Origin of the sequence: Ensifer sp. ENS11 (assembly GCF_014851895.1) — a bacterium.
GTDB classification, from domain to species: domain Bacteria; phylum Pseudomonadota; class Alphaproteobacteria; order Rhizobiales; family Rhizobiaceae; genus Ensifer; species Ensifer canadensis.
Genome location: NZ_JACVAN010000001.1, coordinates 629,023 through 646,628 on the forward strand (window position 1 = coordinate 629,023; position 17,606 = coordinate 646,628).

At 61.7% G+C, this 17,606-nt stretch carries 16 protein-coding genes; 9 read left to right on the forward strand and 7 right to left on the reverse strand.

Annotated features, from left to right (window positions below):
- The first annotated feature begins 2 nt into the window (after positions 1 to 2).
- The 3 genes from IB264_RS03075 to IB264_RS03085 all read left to right on the forward strand — a co-directional run bounded on the left by IB264_RS03075 (position 3) and on the right by IB264_RS03085 (position 4,438).
- The gene (locus IB264_RS03075; protein WP_025425972.1) at positions 3 to 1,187 is read left to right on the forward strand and encodes an NAD(P)/FAD-dependent oxidoreductase; all 1,185 of its coding nucleotides are present in this window, start codon (positions 3 to 5) and stop codon (positions 1,185 to 1,187) included.
- A 230-nt stretch (positions 1,188 to 1,417) separates the two neighbouring features.
- Positions 1,418 to 1,564: a hypothetical protein gene (locus IB264_RS03080; protein WP_164474899.1), complete on the forward strand. Its 147-nt coding sequence runs from the start codon at positions 1,418 to 1,420 to the stop codon at positions 1,562 to 1,564.
- A gap of 348 nt (positions 1,565 to 1,912) precedes the next feature.
- A complete protein-coding gene (locus IB264_RS03085; RefSeq protein WP_025425973.1) occupies positions 1,913 to 4,438 on the forward strand; it encodes a methyl-accepting chemotaxis protein in 2,526 nt (841 codons plus the stop codon).
- Positions 4,439 to 4,465: 27 nt separating this feature from the next.
- On the opposite strand, the gene IB264_RS03090 is transcribed toward IB264_RS03085, so the two are convergent.
- Complete coding sequence (locus tag IB264_RS03090) at positions 4,466 to 4,678, reverse strand: hypothetical protein (RefSeq protein WP_025425974.1); 213 nt, start codon at positions 4,676 to 4,678, stop codon at positions 4,466 to 4,468.
- Positions 4,679 to 4,766: 88 nt separating this feature from the next.
- On the opposite strand from IB264_RS03090, the gene IB264_RS03095 reads away from it, so the two are divergent.
- A complete protein-coding gene (locus tag IB264_RS03095) occupies positions 4,767 to 5,636 on the forward strand; it encodes a LysR family transcriptional regulator (protein WP_025425975.1) in 870 nt (289 codons plus the stop codon).
- A gap of 5 nt (positions 5,637 to 5,641) precedes the next feature.
- Here the strand turns inward: IB264_RS03095 and IB264_RS03100 are convergent, their stop codons facing one another.
- From IB264_RS03100 to aceA, 3 genes are all read right to left on the reverse strand, one after another.
- On the reverse strand, positions 5,642 to 6,748 hold the full coding sequence (locus tag IB264_RS03100) for a helix-turn-helix transcriptional regulator (RefSeq protein ID WP_025425976.1): 1,107 nt from the start codon (positions 6,746 to 6,748) through the stop codon (positions 5,642 to 5,644).
- 255 nt (positions 6,749 to 7,003) lie between these two features.
- Positions 7,004 to 7,243: a hypothetical protein gene (locus IB264_RS03105; RefSeq protein ID WP_025425977.1), complete on the reverse strand. Its 240-nt coding sequence runs from the start codon at positions 7,241 to 7,243 to the stop codon at positions 7,004 to 7,006.
- An 82-nt stretch (positions 7,244 to 7,325) separates the two neighbouring features.
- Positions 7,326 to 8,615 carry an isocitrate lyase gene (aceA, locus tag IB264_RS03110; protein ID WP_025425978.1) on the reverse strand — a complete coding sequence of 430 codons (1,290 nt, stop codon included), beginning with the start codon at positions 8,613 to 8,615 and terminating at the stop codon, positions 7,326 to 7,328.
- A gap of 228 nt (positions 8,616 to 8,843) precedes the next feature.
- On the opposite strand from aceA, the gene IB264_RS03115 reads away from it, so the two are divergent.
- Positions 8,844 to 10,253 (forward strand): short-chain fatty acyl-CoA regulator family protein, encoded by a 1,410-nt coding sequence (locus tag IB264_RS03115; protein WP_192433125.1) that lies wholly within the window; start codon positions 8,844 to 8,846, stop codon positions 10,251 to 10,253.
- A gap of 12 nt (positions 10,254 to 10,265) precedes the next feature.
- Here the strand turns inward: IB264_RS03115 and IB264_RS03120 are convergent, their stop codons facing one another.
- Positions 10,266 to 11,219 (reverse strand): fatty acid desaturase family protein, encoded by a 954-nt coding sequence (locus IB264_RS03120; RefSeq protein ID WP_162250494.1) that lies wholly within the window; start codon positions 11,217 to 11,219, stop codon positions 10,266 to 10,268.
- Between the two features lie 60 nt (positions 11,220 to 11,279).
- Positions 11,280 to 11,468: a hypothetical protein gene (locus tag IB264_RS03125; protein ID WP_128090405.1), complete on the reverse strand. Its 189-nt coding sequence runs from the start codon at positions 11,466 to 11,468 to the stop codon at positions 11,280 to 11,282.
- Positions 11,469 to 11,557: 89 nt separating this feature from the next.
- Between IB264_RS03125 and IB264_RS03130 the strand changes: the two genes are divergently transcribed.
- The 4 genes from IB264_RS03130 to IB264_RS03145 all read left to right on the forward strand — a co-directional run bounded on the left by IB264_RS03130 (position 11,558) and on the right by IB264_RS03145 (position 15,633).
- Positions 11,558 to 12,652, forward strand: coding sequence for a polyamine ABC transporter substrate-binding protein (locus IB264_RS03130; protein ID WP_025425981.1), 1,095 nt, complete (start codon positions 11,558 to 11,560; stop codon positions 12,650 to 12,652).
- 103 nt (positions 12,653 to 12,755) lie between these two features.
- On the forward strand, positions 12,756 to 13,898 hold the full coding sequence (locus tag IB264_RS03135) for an ABC transporter ATP-binding protein (protein ID WP_025425982.1): 1,143 nt from the start codon (positions 12,756 to 12,758) through the stop codon (positions 13,896 to 13,898).
- Positions 13,899 to 13,902: 4 nt separating this feature from the next.
- A complete protein-coding gene (locus IB264_RS03140; protein WP_025425983.1) occupies positions 13,903 to 14,814 on the forward strand; it encodes an ABC transporter permease subunit in 912 nt (303 codons plus the stop codon).
- A 3-nt stretch (positions 14,815 to 14,817) separates the two neighbouring features.
- Positions 14,818 to 15,633, forward strand: coding sequence for an ABC transporter permease (locus tag IB264_RS03145; protein WP_025425984.1), 816 nt, complete (start codon positions 14,818 to 14,820; stop codon positions 15,631 to 15,633).
- Positions 15,634 to 15,686: 53 nt separating this feature from the next.
- On the opposite strand, the gene IB264_RS03150 is transcribed toward IB264_RS03145, so the two are convergent.
- Positions 15,687 to 17,510, reverse strand: a complete 1,824-nt coding sequence (locus tag IB264_RS03150; RefSeq protein ID WP_025425985.1) for an AsmA-like C-terminal region-containing protein — start codon at positions 17,508 to 17,510, stop codon at positions 15,687 to 15,689.
- Between the last annotated feature and the right edge of the window lie 96 nt (positions 17,511 to 17,606).

Consider the following 17,606-nt stretch of genomic DNA (forward strand, 5'->3'; position numbering starts at 1 on the left):
TCGTGGCTGAGAAGAAGGATGTGGTGATCATTGGCGCCGGTGCGGCCGGCATGATGTGCGCCATCGAGGCCGGCAAGCGCGGCCGGCGGGTGCTGGTCATCGACCATGCAAAGGCGCCGGGCGAGAAGATCCGCATCTCCGGCGGCGGCCGCTGCAACTTCACCAACATCCATGCCGGGCCGAAGAACTTCCTCTCGGCCAATCCGCATTTCTGCAAATCGGCGCTCGCGCGCTACGGCGCGCGAGACTTCCTGGCGCTGGTCGAAAAACACGGCATCGCCTGGCACGAGAAGACTTTGGGGCAATTGTTCTGCGATCATTCGGCCAAGGACATCATCAGGATGTTGCTCGCCGAGATGCGCGATGCGGCCGCCGAGCTTCGGCTTGAGACGACGGTCGCGAGTGTCGAGCGCCATGGTGCCGGCTTCCGGGTGATGACCGGCGACGGACCGGTCGATGCCCAGTCGCTGGTGGTGGCCAGCGGCGGCAAGTCGATCCCGAAAATGGGCGCAACGGGGCTTGCCTATAAAATCGCAGAGCAGTTCGGATTGGCCCTGGTCGAAACCCGTCCCGGGCTTGTGCCGCTGACGCTCGATCCGGTGCAGCTTGAGACGATCGGCGAACTAGCCGGCGTCGCCGCCGACGCCGAGGCGCGCTCCGGTAAGACGGCGTTTCGCGAGGCGGTGCTGATCACCCATCGCGGCCTCAGTGGCCCGGCGATCCTGCAGATATCGTCCTACTGGCGCGAGGGGCAGGACATCGTTCTGAGGTTGATGCCCGATATCGACATCGCCTCGATCCTAAAAGGTTTGCGCCGCACCAATGGCAAGCAGGCCGTCCAGACGGCGCTCGGCGATATTCTGCCACGCCGGCTTGCGCAATTCTTTGCCGATGGCGCCAAGCTGACGGGACGGCAGCTCGCCGACCTCTCGGACAAGACCATCGATGCGCTATCGGCATCGATCCAGGCTTGGGCGATCAAGCCCGCCGGTTCCGAAGGCTATCGCACTGCCGAGGTGACGCTCGGCGGCGTCGACACCAATGGTCTCGATTCAAAGACGATGCAGGCGAAGGCTGTTCCCGGTCTCTATTTCGTCGGCGAATGCGTCGACGTGACCGGCTGGCTCGGCGGCTACAATTTCCAATGGGCCTGGGCATCGGGCTTCGCAGCCGGCCAGGACGTCTGATCCCTGGTTTTGCGGCATTTGGCTTCAGCCATTGTTAACGGATATGCCGGAACCTCTTTGGTGTCGGCACAGCCGGCGGTTGGTCAGAAAGAACTGTTCCGCAAACGGAAATCACACTGTTTCCATTTTTAGGGCTTTTCTCTGCCACGGCATGGCTGCAATATGGTCTGGACTGGCAAGCCGGTTTATCCGGGCCGAACGTTGCCGGTCAGTGAGAAGGACAGGATGTCATGAACCAGCCACGCCGTCGTCCCCGCGCCATCGCGATCGCTCGCACCGACGAGAGCCGCGTCCAGAGAGTAGCGTTGACCCGCATTGCTCTGATCGCGTTCTTTGCCGTTGCTGCCCTCGCAACGCTGCCGGCTTATTGGCTCTGATGCTGCCAGCCGGCCGCTAACGGCCGGACCTCGAGCGCCTCATGAGCCCAACGCCTTCGGAAATTCGTTGGCGAGTGCTCCGCGCTTATACAATTTTTAATCGTTCAAAATGAATATTGCGACGAAGTGAGTTCCGTCAGGACTTCGCTACCGGGGAGGTGGCGCGGTCCCGCAATGATTGCTGACGGACTGGCGGTGTGCGCCGCATGATTTTTCCGAAAAACATCAGCCTGTTTGCGCATCGGGTGGCTCTCGATCGTTTCGTCCTTTTCGCGGTTACGCGGAAGGCGGGACATGTTTCGAGCCGCCGGGGGAGGCGAATGCGAGCTGCGAGCCAAGGTGTTTTCCATGTTCATCGATAGAATTCTTGCCCGTTTCAAGATCCAGACGAAGGTGCTGTTCTTCATTCTGCCCTTCGTCGTCAGCATCTGTGCCGTCGGCATTACCGGCCTTTATGCGTCCGGCCTGCTTCAGGGCCGGATGGAGATTTCGAACAGCGTCCTGCAGACGCTGAGCGGCTTCAAGGATGTCTATGCGGGGATGAACAACTTCCTGCACTCGACCACCGAGGAAACCCGCGACGCCGTGCAGGGCAAGATCACTGCGCAGAAGGAAATTCTCGCCGAGACCGCCGCACAGGTTGCCGGCCAGAGCGGCCAGGACGAGTTGACGGCCGCTATCGCCGCGACCGCCGACATCGAAGCCCGCATCGACGGGCTCTGGAAGCTGCATGTCGGCGAGCAGGAGATGCGCGCAACGATGACGGCGAACCTCGATGCTCTCTTGGTCGAACGCGCCAAGATCAACGACGAGTCGAACCGGCTGCAATATGCCGTGCGCAAGAACGAGAATGCCGCCAAGACCATGCTGCGCGAAGCCGAAAAGCTGATGCGCGCCAGCCGCTTCTTCAACGAGTTCGGCACCGAAGTCAGCAAGGCGACGACGGTCGAGGATAAGCTCAAGGCCGTCAAGGAACGCTTCCCGATGATCGGCCGCACCGAGCGCGACATCTTCCGGCTGTTGCCGAAAGACGAGAAGTCGCTGACCGAGACGATCACCTCCGCATCGAGCGAGATCGGTGCGCTTTTGAAGGCGCCCGCCGGTCCTGAAACGCTTGCCGGTATCTCGAAGTATGTCGACCGTTTCCGCACCGCGAGCTTCCGTCTCGAAGCGGCTTCTGTCGGCAAGATGCGCGATGCCACCCGGATTTTCGCCGAACTCGATCAGCTTATCGTCAGCACCGAATCCGTTCTGACGGCCACGCGCCGGCTTTCGAGCTCGATCACCGACATCCAGATCTCCGCCGCAACCTTCATGGGGTCGACGACGGAAAGCAACCGCCAGAAGCTGCTCGACAAGTTCCTTGCAGTTCAGCAGAACATGGCAACGCTGCGCGGTGTTGCAAGCGAAGGTGCCTCCTTCGACGCCATTGCCGACACGCTGATGCCGATCATCACCGTAATGAAAAAGGACGCCGCGTCTCTGGTTGAAATCACCGTGAAGCGGACCGCCGATTTCGACGCCGCCGGCCAGTCGATCAACCAGATCTGGAGCGACCTGACCGGTTTTGCCGAACAGCAGAAGGTTGCCGCCGGCACCGAGCGCCAGGAAGCAAACCAGATCTCCGTGGCCGCGACTGTTGCAGGCGTCGTCATCGCCCTGCTTGCCGGCATCGCCCTGACGCTGACGCTGAAGAAGCCGATCGGTCAGATCACCGCCGCCATGCGTCGCCTGGCAGACGGCCGCCTCGATACCTCCATTGACGGCGACGCCCGTCAGGACGAGATCGGCGACATGGCCCGCGCCTTGGGCGTCTTCAAGGAAAACGCGCTTTCCAAGGTGCGCATCGAGGCAGAAAGCGAAGAACAGCGCGCCCGCGCCGAGATCGAGCGAAGCCGCAACGACGCCGAGAAGCGCGAGCTCGATCGCCAGATCGATCTTGCCGTCAGCGAACTCGCCGCCGGCCTCGGCCGTCTGGCGCAGGGCGACCTGTCGCGCCAGATCGACATTCCGTTCCATGGCCGCCTCGAACAGCTGCGCACGGACTTCAACGGCTCGCTGATCCGCCTGCAGGATACGCTGGCCCAGATCCGCGCCAATGCACAGGCGATCCAGCAGAGCGGCTCGGACATGCATCATGCCGCTGACTCGCTGTCGAAGCGGACGGAGGCCCAGGCAGCCTCGCTCGAAGAGACGGCCGCTGCGGTCGACCAGATCACCGTGACGGTCCGCTCGTCGGCGGAGCGCGCGAACGAGGCTAACGTCGCCGTCACGCAGACGAAGAAGAGCGCCGACAGCTCGGCAACCGTCGTCACCAATGCGATCGCCGCCATGGGCCGCATCGAAGAGGCCTCACGCCAGATCGAGCAGATCATCGAGGTGATCGACGACATTGCGTTCCAGACCAACCTCTTGGCGCTGAATGCCGGCATCGAGGCGGCACGTGCCGGCGAAGCCGGCAAGGGCTTCGCGGTGGTGGCACAGGAGGTTCGCGAACTGGCGCAACGCTCAGCCGAAGCTGCCCGCGAGATCAAGGGCCTCATCAACAAGTCGACCAACGAGGTCAATTCCGGTTCGCACCTGGTCAAGGAGACCGGCGCGGTGCTGGCCTCGATCAGCGCCCAGATCGTTACTGTCAGCCAGCATGTCGAAATGATCGCGACCGCCAGCCGTGACCAGGCGGTGGCGCTCAACGAGGTCAACGGATCGGTCAACCAGATGGACCAGATGACCCAGCAGAACGCCTCGATGGTCGAAGAGGCAACGGCAACGAGCCTGGCGCTCTCCAACCAGGCCGACACGCTGATGATGCTGGTCGAGCAGTTCCGGCTCGAGCCGGAAGCCGCCGATATCCACGCTTACCGCGCCGCCTGATTGGCCAAGGCCACAGCGGCTTCGTCCTCAGCATTGCGCCGCGCGACCCACCGGTTGCGCGGCGCAAGTCGCTTGTAGGCTATTCTTGCCGGCTTGTATCTCTTGATGCGCCGCAAACGCAGCGATGCAGCGGCGAAACATCCGCCTCACCAACCCCGGCGGCTTGGGGTCGAAATGTTCGTCCCAGCGGCGGCTTTTCATCGTCATATCGGCCAGATAGGCCATTGCCAGTATTTCCATGGTGATGCTCCTCATTGGATGGCATCCCCTCTTCTATGCAGCAAAGGCTATTTTACATACACAAGATATCGGCCTATGTTTTTCACCGATGAAAGACATGGATTGGGACATTTATCGCTGCTTCATGAGTGTCGCGCGCACCGGCGGACTGACGGGCGCCGCGCAGGCGCTGGGCTCCAGCCCGGCGACCTTGGGCCGGCGCATGCTCGAGATCGAGGAACGCACCGGCCGCACGCTGTTCGTGCGCAGCCAGACCGGCTACCAGCTGACCGGCGACGGGCAGGTTCTGTTCGAGCAGCTCGAGGAGATGGAGGCGGCGGCCCGCCGCGTCGAGAGCTGGCGACGGGAGGGCGAGGGGGCGGTCGTTCGCATCACCGCCGGAACCTGGGTGTCCTGGCTGCTTGCCGAAAATTTCCCGGCGCTCTGCACCGAGCGCGATGGCTTCAGCCTTGCGATCACCATAGGCGAGACCCGCGCCAACCTTGCCTATCGCGAGAGCGATATCGGCATCCGCGCTTTCGAGCCGGAAGAGAGCTATCTGGCAGCCCGCCCGGTGGGAGAAGTTGCCTATGCCGTCTACCGGCAGAAGAATGCAACGCCGGCGGCAAACGGCCGATGGGTCGCCGTCGGCGACGAGGATGCAATCTCATCCTATCTGCGTTGGCCGCATGAGAACGCGACGGGACGTATCGTAGCGACCGTAACGCGCCCTCGTTCGTTGCTCGATCTCGCCCGGGCGGGAGCCGGTTGTGCCGTGCTGCCCTGTTTCGTCGGCGACCTCGACCCTCTGCTGGAGCGGGCGGGCGAGGAGATCCCTGCGCTTATGCATCGGCAATGGATCGTGATGAACAACGAGGACCGCCATCGCACGGAAATCCGCACGGTCGTCGATCGCATGACAAAATTACTGAAAAGCCACGCCGACATCTTCGCCGGCAAACGACCCCGCCGCAGCTGAAGCGGTCAGCGCATCAAGAGGCTGACGAGTGCCGCCTGCGAGTTCACCTGGGTCTTGGAATAGATGCTCTTCAGCTGGGTGCGGATCGTTTCGTAGCTGACGCTGTTCGCCAGGGCGATTTCCCTTAACGACAGTCCTGCAGCGAGGCCGGAGGCGATTCTGATTTCGGCGGGAGTCAATCCGTAGATGTCCTCCAAGTGCCTGCTCCGCACTTCCGGAAGCAGCGACGTGGTCGGTTCAATGACGACAGCAACGGTTGGGCCGCTAAGGAGTTCGGTGAAGGCATCGGAATTCAACTTCAAGAGCGTGATGCGATATGCCGTCCCACCGGCGCCCTTGACAATGGAGACATGTGGGCGCGTATCCGTGCAGCCACGCAATGTCAGCGCTTCCAGCGCTGCGCTTGTCTGCGGACAGCTTAACGTCAAGCGCCCGCCTGTAGCGATACGAATTGGCGCGCCTGTCGCCGATATGCGTTGCGCGTGTTCATTCATGGAGCGGACACGGAGATTCTCGCCGACATACATCAGGCCAACGCCGATCGAATCGAGCAAAGATTGCCCTTGCTGGCGCTCGACCGTCATCACATCGCGCTTCCGGACAAACTCGAACGCGCGTTTGAGATGCGGTGCAAGGCTCGTATATTGATCGGCGGCGTGATGGTTGAACTCTGCGTCGGTTGATGTCGTACATGTCGATAGAATGAATGTGCGTGTCGCATCTCTTATGATCGTCACGCCGACGCTGGTCTCGCATCCGGTTTGTCGCTTTAGCCAGTCGTTGTAGAATTCGGATTTGACCAGATCTTCCCGCGAAACGATATGCTCGCCACATAGGCCCCGGCCGACGGGTACCAGAACGGTTCTCGGGATCCACGGGTTCACTGCGGCGAAATGGTTGTTGAATTGATCGAGGTCGTCGGCCGTAAATCCGGAGACATAGGGGACATGCGACGCGGGTGCCGCGAGGTCATGATAGTGGAGCGCGGACTTACCGTTTGGCACAGTGCCCGCCAACCGGCTCAGAAAATCCTCCCAGCTGCATTCGCCGAACGCAGCGCCATAGATCAGATCGATCAGTTCTTCCGTATTCGCCGTTCCTGTCCGGAACATGCGTGCCCCCGCTCGCACTAGACCGAGTTAGTATAGGCAGGAGCCTCGGCAATAAGCAACTTGAAATGGTATATCTGCTTGCAAGACCGGCGTGAAACGCGGCAGGCCGGCGTTGCTGCCGGCCGTTTTCGCGTCAGGGTTGTCGGTCTGTGGGGTGCTAAACGGGGCGGCGGACGGTCGCGGTTGCCGTCTGTGGTTTGGGTATGCTCGACCAAGCCGCCAGAAGCAGCAAGGCTGCGGCCGTCAGCACCGTCATCACGCGCGTCCCTGAGTGACGATAACAGGGATCAACAGGTCGCCCCAGTTGCCTTCGCCGCCATGATGGCGGGCCGAACGTACCAGCTCGACCGATACGCCGGCGTCGACGGCTTTCATGACGGCCTGGTTAAGGCGGTGCAGGTCGTTGGCGACCATGCGGATCGCCGCCTGCTGATCCGGGGTCATGGCCGAAGACTGTTCCTCGGCCCTTTCCTTGACGCGTGTCTGAACTGTCATTGGAGTTCTCCTTGGTGTCAGCGGTTTCTCGTCGATTGCATGGGGAGCGCGGCGGGCAGGGATTGCCGCGCTCCCCGGTCCTTCACTCTGCGGCCGGGCGGAACTGGTCGTGCTCGGTCGATTCCTTCATGGCTGTCGTCGATGACTGGCCGCCGGTGATGGCCAGCGACACGGCGTCGAAATAGCCGGTGCCGACTTCGCGCTGGTGCTTGGTCGCGGTGTAGCCATTGACCTCGGCGGCGAACTCCGCCTCCTGAAGCTCCGAATAGGCCGCCATCTGCCGGGCCTTGTAGCCGCGCGCCAACTCGAACATGCCGAAGTTCAGCTGGTGGAAGCCGGCAAGCGTGATGAACTGGAACTTGTAGCCCATCGCACCGAGTTCCCGCTGGAACTTGGCGATCGTCGCGTCGTCGAGGTTTTTCTTCCAGTTGAACGACGGCGAGCAGTTGTAGGCGAGCAGCTTGCCCGGATGCGCCTTGTGCACGCCCTCGGCAAACTTGCGGGCCTGCTCCAGGTCCGGCTTGGAGGTTTCGCACCAGATCAGGTCGCAATGCGGCGCATAGGCGATGGCGCGCGCGATGCACGGCTCGATGCCGTTCTTCACCTGGTAGAAGCCTTCGACCGTGCGTCCGGCGTCATAATCGACGAAGGGGCGATCGCGTTCGTCGATATCCGACGTCAACAGCTTGGCCGCTTCCGCATCGGTGCGGGCGATGACGAGCGTCGGCGTACCCATGACGTCGGCTGCAAGCCGTGCCGCGTTGAGATTGCGGATATGCGCGGCCGTCGGGATCAGGACCTTGCCGCCGAGATGGCCGCACTTCTTTTCGGACGCCAGCTGGTCCTCGTAGTGAACGCCCGCAGCTCCGGCCTCGATGAAGGCCTTCATGATCTCGAAGGCATTGAGCGGGCCGCCGAAACCGGCTTCGGCGTCGGCAACGATCGGTGCGAACCAGGTGTCGACCGATAGCCCCTTGCCTTCCGAGGTCTCGATCTGGTCGGCGCGCTGGAGCGTGCGGTTGATGCGCTTTGCCAGCTCCGGAGCGGCATTTGCCGGATAGAGCGATTGGTCCGGATACATCGCTGATGCGGTGTTGGCGTCGGCCGCGACCTGCCAGCCGGAGAGGTAGATTGCTTTCAGGCCGGCGCGAACCATCTGCATGGCCTGATTGCCCGAGAGCGCGCCGAGCGCGTTGACGAAGTCCTCTTCGTGAATGAGCTTCCACAAGCGGTTGGCACCCATTTCGGCCAGGGAGTAACGGATCTCGACCGAACCACGCAGCCGCTTCACGGTTTCAGCGGTGTAGGGGCGTTCGATGCCATCAAAGCGGCCTTGCTGGGCACTGGGAACAAGCTTGTAAAAATCAGTCATCATTTCCTCCTGCTGGAACTCATCCACCATTCGACTTTTGTCGTATGGCTTTCCTCGTCTCTAGTTGATGTGACAGTTTTTACATTGCGCTGCGCAATAGGGCTATGGAAATCGAAGTTCATGGCCTTTCAAAAGGGTTATCTTGTCTTGCCTTTGACAGGCGTGCACGGTAAATTTGTAAATTATGTAAATGTGTGGTCGTCGTCAGAGTTGTAAAGGTAGTGACAAATGGCTGAGAACAAGATCTTTGCCGGTCCTCGTGTCCGGCGGATCCGCAACGGGCTCTCGCTGACGCAGACGGCGATGGCCGAAGCGCTTGGCATCTCGCCGTCCTACCTCAACCTGATCGAGCGCAATCAGCGTCCGCTGACCGTCCAGCTGCTTCTGAAACTCGCATCGGTCTACAAGGTCGACCTCGAGGAACTGCAGGGTGAAACTGGCGGTGGACTGGCGCAATTGCGCGAGGTCTTTGCCGATCCGCTGCTGGCGGCGGAACTGCCGGGGGATCAGGAATTGATCGAAGTTGCCGAAGCGGCGCCCAATGCCGCCGGCGGCGTCGTCAAGCTTTACCGCGCCTATCGCGAGCAGGCGGCGCGGCTAAAGGACCTTGCCGACCTCCTGGCGGGGCAGGGGCACATGGAGGCGCTGTCGGGCACCCGCCTACCGATGGACGAGGTGCGCGAGACGCTGGAGGCGAGACCCAATCATTTCGCCCGGATCGAAGAAATGGCGGAGGCCTTTCACGAGGCGCTTTCGCCGGGCGATGATCTGATCGGCGCACTGAAAGCCTGGCTGAAGAAGGAACACGGCCTGGTCGTGCGCAATCTGCCCGTTCATGCCATGCCCAATCTGCGTCGCCGCTTCGATCGCCATTCCATGCGGCTCTTCATCTCCGAGCGCCTATCGCCCTATGACCAGTTGCGCGAGATCGCCATGGAGGTTGCCTCGATTGCCTGTCACGAAGCGATCGTCCGGGAGTTGGAGACGCTGCGCCTGTCGACCGCCGAAGCGCGCCGCATCGGCCGCTTCGAACTCGCCCGCTATGCCGCCCACGCATTGATGATGCCCTATGCGGCATTTCATGCGGCAGCCGTCCGGGCGAGATACGATATCGACGTGCTCAGGGCGCGTTTCCAAGTGTCGTTCGAGCAGGTCGCCAACCGGCTGACCATGCTGCAGCGGCCCGGCGCGACCGGCGTTCCGTTTTTCCTGATGGAGATCGACAATGCCGGGCATCGGCTCCGTCGTTCCGGCGCATCGGGTTTCCCGCAAGCGAGGTTCGGCGGCGGCTGTCCGAAGCTCAATATCCATGCCGCCTTCTCGTTGCCGGGGCAAATCCTGGTGGACCGCGTAGAGACAACAGAGGGACTGGCGTTCCTTACCGTGTCGCGCACGCTCGATGGTCCGCAGGCGGGCTTTGAAGAGCGGGTTCGCCGCACCGCGTTGCTGATCAGTTGTGAGGCCTCTTTTGCCGATGAGGTGGTCTATGGCACGCTACGCTCGCCCGCGGTTGCGATCGGGGCGGCCTGTCGGCTCTGCGAGCGGCAGGGCTGTCTTGCGCGCGCCGAGCCTCCGGTGACGCGCCCGCTTGGGCTCGACGAGATGGCAACAGGCCTCAGCGTCTTCGATTTTCAGTAGGCGCTGGGACTTTCAGTAGCGGACGGGGTGATGGCTCGGCAGCAGCGGCGCACTGGCGGCGAAGCATTCGGCCGGTAGTCCGGTCGTATAGCCGCGGGTAATGTGCGCCTTGTCCGCATAGGCTTTGTCGCGCATCAGGATCGCGTGCAGTTCGGGCAGGTTATAGAACGGCACGCCGGGATAGAGGTGGTGCTCCAGATGATAGTTGATGTGGTGCGGAGCAAAGAACAGTCTTTCCCAGGCATGCGGATAGACCGTGCGTGAACTCGTCAGCTCGTCGCTATAGTCCATGTTGCCGAAATGCTCCGCAACGCTGCGCACGTAAAGGAACAGGCAGAAGAAGGTGAAGAACGGCACGAGCCAGTAGAGCGCGAATTCGCGCCAGATGCCGAGAAGGCTGAAAATGGCGGCGGCAGCGATATAGAAGCAAAGGCGCAGCATCTTGTAGCTCCGCGTCGACCGGTCGTTCTTCGACATGCGCTTGGCCATGTGCACCATGTCGCGGATCGAGTTGACGGCGACGAGATAGCCGAGCAGTTGCATCACGCCACGCGCGATCTTCTGCGGAAAGGTGAACTGCGCCATGCCGAGCTTTGCCGTCCAGTCCGGGTCGTCGTCGGTGTTGGCATGCTGGTGGTGTGCCAGGTGGTTCTGCCGGTAGCCATCGACGGTCGCCAGCATCGGCCAGGCGAGCAACAGGTCGCTCATCCAGTCGCTGAGCTTGCGGTTCTTGATGATGCGGTAGTGCGCCGCCTCATGAACGAGACAACCGAACGCATGCATGCGACCGGCAATCACGATCACGGTCATGAGGTAGACGAGGATATTGCCGGTATATTCGCTGACGGCGATGGCGGTGGCGATGATCGCCCAGTCGACCGCGATCGCCGCAAGGGATTTCTGTGGCTCGAGTATCGAAAGGCGCTTCAACTCTCTCGGATCGATCCTGCGGTTCCGTCCACTCATGACACTACCCAGACGCTGATACACAACCGAGGGGAAAAATCGCATGCGCCTTATGGTTAATCAATCGTAAACGAACGCGTGTTCTGGCTGGTTGCCGCCATGGTTAACGTCGGCCGCTTGGTACCTGCCGATGGCGGGATCGCGCCCTTCGCCATAAGTGCCCGATTTTCCTTGGCTTGCGAAAACTGGGGTGGCTGAAGAGGTCCGCCTCTTTCCGGCACAAAACCGCTTGAGGTTGTCGAGAAACATGCCTAACCTCGCCCCGGAGCGATCCAGAATGGGCCTGGATCCGTGTCACGGGGCGGCCTTGTCCGGACCGATAATAACGAGGGAACTGCATGTCCAAATTCATCGTTACAACCATGGCGACGGTCATACTGGCCGGTTCGACCATGCTCGCTTCGGCGCAGGAGCGGGTGGTCAACGTCTATAACTGGTCGGATTATATCGACAGCAGCATTCTGGAAGACTTCACCAAGGAAACGGGCATCAAGGTCGTCTACGACGTCTTCGATTCCAACGAGATCCTCGAAACCAAATTGCTCGCAGGCGGCTCGGGCTACGACGTCGTCGTCCCGACGGCGACCTTCCTGCAGCGCCAGATCGCGGCCGGCGTGTTCCAGAAGCTCGACAAGTCCAAGCTCCCGAACCTCACCAATATGTGGGACGTGATCATGGAGCGTACGGCCAAGTACGATCCGGGCAACGAATACGCCATCGACTACATGTGGGGCACCACCGGCATCGGCTACAACGTCGACAAGATGAAGGAAATTCTCGGCACCGACGAGAAGCCCAACTGGGACGTCATCTTCAAGCCGGAACTAGCCGCCAAGTTCAAGGATTGCGGCATCCATGTTCTCGATTCCCCGACGGATGTGATGCCGTCGGCGCTCGCCTATCTCGGCCTCAATCCTGATAGCCACGAAGCGGCCGATCTTGAAAAGGCTGCCGAACTGCTTGCCAGCGTTCGTCCGAATATCCGCAAGTTTCACTCGTCGGAATACATCAACGCGCTTGCCAATGGCGATATCTGCCTCGCGGTCGGCTTTTCCGGCGATGTCTTTCAGGCCCGTGACCGCGCCGCCGAAGCCAAGGCTGGCGTAACCGTCGATTATGCGATCCCGTCGCAGGGCGCGCAGATGTGGTTCGACATGCTCGCCATTCCGGCGGACGCTCCGCATGTCGCCGAAGCGCATGAATTCCTCAACTACATGATGAAGCCGGAGGTCGTCGCCAAGGCGTCGAACTATGTCTTCTACGCCAACGGCAACAAGGCCTCGCAGCAGTTCCTGGACAAGGCGGTTCTCGAAGACACCGCCATCTACCCCACCGATGATGTGATGCAGAAACTGTTCACGGTCACGCCGTTCGAGGCGAAGGAGCAGCGGGTATTGACCCGGCTCTGGACAAAGGTCGTCACCGGCCAGTAAGAGCAAAACGAATTGCCCGGACCTCAAAATCCGGGCAATTTTCTTAAAGGGGGCACCGGGGAAAACGAGAGTGCCCATCGGCTGTATCATTCGGGGATAGATGATGAAGTCACTCGGCAGTATCAGGCGCTCTTTCGCCCCCTGGGCGGATCCCGCTTCCAAGCCATTCATTTCCGTCAAGAACGTCACCAAGAAGTTCGGCGATTTCACCGCCGTCGACGATCTTTCGCTCAACATCTACACGCGCGAGTTCTTTGCACTCTTGGGTGCGTCGGGCTGCGGAAAGTCGACGCTCCTGCGCATGCTGGCCGGTTTCGAGCAGCCGACCTCGGGGGAGATCATTCTCGACGGCCAGAACCTTGCCGGCATTCCGCCCTACCGGCGGCCCGTCAACATGATGTTCCAGTCCTACGCGCTGTTTCCGCATATGACCGTTGAGACCAACATCGCCTTCGGCCTGAAGCAGGACGGCATGCCCAAGGCCGACATCGCCGAGCGCGTCGGCCAGATGCTCAAGCTGGTGAAGCTCGAGAAGTTTGCCAAGCGCAAGCCGCACCAGCTTTCCGGCGGCCAGCGCCAACGTGTCGCGCTGGCACGCTCACTCGCCAAGCGCCCGAAGGTGCTGCTGCTCGACGAGCCGCTCGGCGCACTCGACAAGAAGCTGCGCGAGGAAACCCAGTTCGAACTGATGGACCTGCAGCAGGAACTCGGCCTTACCTTCGTCGTGGTCACGCACGACCAGGAGGAAGCGATGACGATGGCGGACCGCATCGCCGTCATGAGCCACGGCAAGGTCGCGCAGGTGGCAACGCCAGCGGAAATCTACGAGGCGCCCAATTCGCGCTTCGTCGCCGACTTCATCGGCGATGTGAACATCTTCGACGGAACAGCCACAACCGCGGAAAACGGCTACCTCAGCATTGAAACCGGCAACGGCTTTCCCATTCGCATGGCATCGCCGGAGAGGCCTGCCGCCGGCGCCAAGGCCGCGGTCGCCATTCGCCCGGAAAAGATCCGTGTCACCCGCCAGCCGCCGGCGCACGCGCCGGTCAACGCGGTCGAGGGTGAGATCTGGGACGTCGGCTATCTCGGCGACATGACCGTCTTCCATATCAGATTGAAGGATGGCAGGGTCGTGAAGGCGTCGTCCTTGAACGCGGTGCGCGCCGTGGAAGATCCCTTCGGCTACGACCAGCAGGTCTGGATCTCGTTCGGCGAAGACGCCGGCGTCGTCTTGAAGGATTGAAGCCATGGCGCGCGTTGCATCAGCCGTCTTCAGCCGCCTGGTCATCATCATCCCCTATGCCTGGCTACTGTTCTTCTTCCTGATTCCCTTCTTCATCGTCTTCCGTATCTCGTTGTCGCAGACGGCGGTGGCGATGCCACCCTATACGCCGGTCTTCGATCTCCTCGGTGGCCTTTCCGGCATTATGGAAAAGGCACGGGAGTTCTCGCTCGACAACTATGTCTGGCTGACCGAGGACGTTCTCTACTTCAACGCCTATGTGTCGAGTGTCATCATCGCCGGAATCTCGACGGTGCTGACGTTGATGATCGCCTATCCCGTCGCCTACGGGATGGCGAAGGCGCCGAAATCGATCCGCCCGACGCTGTTGATGTTGGTGATCCTGCCGTTTTGGACCAGCTTCCTGATCCGCGTTTACGCCTGGATCGCCATCCTGAAGCCGGAAGGACTGCTCAACCAGTTCCTGATGAGCATCAATGTCATCGACCAGCCGCTGATCATCCTCAACACCAACTGGGCGATCTATATCGGTATCGTCTATTCCTACCTGCCGTTCATGGTCCTGCCGATCTATTCGTCGCTGGAGAAGATGGACCACACGCTGACGGAAGCGGCGCTGGATCTCGGCTGCACGCCATTCTCCGCCTTCTGGCGCGTCACGTTCCCGCTGTCACTGGCCGGCGTCGTTGCCGGTTGCCTGCTCGTCTTCATTCCGGCTGTCGGCGAGTTCGTCATCCCCGATCTGCTCGGCGGATCGGAAACGCTGATGATCGGCAAGACGCTGTGGAACGAGTTCAACGCCAACCGCGACTGGCCGGTCTCTTCGGCGGTTGCCACGATCCTGCTTTTGATCCTGGTGATACCGATCGTGTTCTTCCAGAACGCGCAGGCCAAAGCCGACGGCGAGGGGAAGTAGGTCATGGGCAACTGGTCACGCTTCAACATTGCCTCGATCGTGCTCGGCTTCGGCTTTCTCTATCTGCCGATCGTGCTTTTGGTGATCTTCTCGTTCAACGAATCGAAGCTGGTCACGGTATGGGCCGGGTTTTCGACCAAATGGTACGCGCAGCTCTGGCACAATCAGGCGCTTCTCGACGCCGCCTGGGTCACCATCCGCGTGGCATTGATCTCGGCCACCTGCGCAACCGTGCTCGGGACCTTGGCGGCCCTCGCGCTGGTGCGCTACACGCGCTTTCGCGGCCGCATGCTGTTTTCCGGCATGGTCTATGCGCCGCTGGTCATGCCTGAGGTGATCACCGGCCTGTCGCTGCTGTTGCTGTTCGTTGCCATCGGGCTCGACCGTGGCTTCTGGACGATCACCCTTGCGCACATCACCTTCACCATGTGCTTCGTTGCCGTTGTCGTGCAGTCGCGGCTCCTGAGCTTCGACCAGTCGATCGAGGAGGCGGCGCTGGATCTGGGCGCGACCCCGGTCAGGACCTTCTTTGCGATCACTCTGCCGGTGATCGCGCCGGCCGTCTTTTCCGGCTGGGTGCTGGCCTTCACGCTGTCGCTCGACGATCTCGTGATCTCGAGCTTCACCACAGGCCCCGGTGCCACCACGCTGCCGATGAAGATCTACAGCCAGGTTCGTCTCGGGGTGACGCCTGAAATCAACGCGATCTGCACGATCCTGATCGGCATTGTCGCGATCGGTGTCGTCGTTGCCTCTGTTGTGACCAAACAGCGTGAAGCGCAACGCGAGAAGGACGAGCGCGCCGCTTTCGCGCAGTAGAGTTCAGCTCCGTTTTCAAGAGGACGGCTGGTGCATTTAAAGCGCCGGCCGTTTCAGTTGGGCTCGCCGAGAACCGAGAGCGGCGAGATCACCGCATTCGGCCAGGAGCCGCCGACGAAGAACCGCAATCGCTGGGCGGCATTGGTAGCGTCGGTAAAGGTTCCGGCAAGAGCCAGGCTGCCGCTGCGATAGGGTATGACGCCGTTGACCGACAGGCTGCCCGTCGGCCCGATAAAGGTAGCGCGGTTCAACCGGGCCGATCCGTCGCTGAAGCGCGCCTCGATGTCGGCCCGCTGAAAATCGAACGTGCCGCTGCCTGCCTGCGACAGCGAGAAGAACTCACCCCTGCGGACCAGGTCCGAGAAGGCGTCGGAGTCGAATTCGGATAGTCTGCCGTTGGCAAGCGACAAGGTCAGGCGCCCGGATGCGTCGGCTGCGCGTGGCGTCCAGAACGGGTGATCGGTCGCCAGGTCCAGGTTGACGTTGCCGCGTCCCGTCGGCACCGGGCCGGTGAAGCCGAAGTCGGCGACGGCGGCCGCAAGATCCGCATCCTTGAGAGCCAGCTCTAGCTTGCCGCCACGGGTCAAGCCCGCTTCCGACAGCACGAGGCGGCCGCTGAGCCTGCCATTGGCATAGGTGCTGTCGCCGATATCAAGCGACGCCCGCCCGTGATCGACCATGACGCCGGCCGCCACGTCGGTCAGCCGCAACGGGCCGATCGCTGCCTCCTGCGTCGAAAGGCGCACGTCGACGCGCCAGGTGCGGGCGAAAGCCTCGGTCATATGTCTGGCGAGTTCTTCTGGATCGACCGGAAGCTGCGCAAAAAGTGGTTGCAGTCCGTTGAGGTCGATCCTGTCGAACGCGAGCGTGCCCTCGACGCGCGGTGTGTCGTTGGCAGGAGCGACAACGTCGAGCACCCCGGTTGCCGTCGCGCCGCCGATCGCCAGGCGCAAGTCATCCAGCTTCAGCGTCGCGTCTCCGGTCGTGACGTTGGCACTGAGATCGAAGCTGCTCTCGGGCAGCCCCTCATGCGAGGCCCCCTCAAACCACGCGGCAAGCGCCGGCAGCGAGGCGGTGGAAACCTGGAGCCGCCCCGAGGCGAATGGTTTCATCGACAGATTGCCGACGCCCTCGAAGGAGAAATTGAGGGGGGCCGAGGTCAGCGATGTCTTCAGCGTCGTGTTGCGGCCGGCCAGCAGCGTCAGCGGCTCGTCGCAGGCCAGCGCCCAGCTCACGGCCTGCCCGCCGATCATGCTCGACAGTTGCGCATTCAGGCGCCCGGCAAAGGAGGGCCACTTCACGGTGCCGGATATGCCGGGAAACTCCCGCGCATAATTGGTCGCCCGGTCGAATACCTGCAGGCGGCCATTCTCGATCGTGATGTCGCCGAAGGGGGTGTCGTCGTTGTCCGCTTTCGCCTCGCGCGGCGCAAGCCAGCGCGGCCGCTCCCAGTTGAGCGTGCCGTCGATGCCACGCTCCAGCGTTACCACAGGCTCGATGAGGCGGATGTCTTCGAGTGCCGGTTCGCCGCGAAGCGCAGAAACCAGGCTGAAGGCTGCGGTGATGCTGCCGATCCGGGCGAGTGTGCGGGGGGTACCGTCGGTCGTCTCGATCGTGGCGCCGTACAATGTCAGCGTCGGGTTCGGCCAGAAACGGATGTTCGGCTCGCCGGTTATCCTGCTCTTGCCACCCGACCAGGCGTCGAGCATGCGCTCCATCGTCGGCCGCACGTCCGTCGTCGAGATCACGAGCGGCAGGGCCGCGTTGTATCCGACGGCCAGCACGATGCCGATCGCCGCCGGCCAGAGGAAATGGCGACGACGAAGCCGCGACCAAAGGCGTGATTCACCCATCATATGCAGGATTTTTCTTGTCATTTCCGCCTGGTTGCCCATCGCTTGGGATCACGCTGCTTGGATAGGCTTTCAGCCCGCATAAATCAAATGCGCCCGACATGGAAATGTCGCCAATGC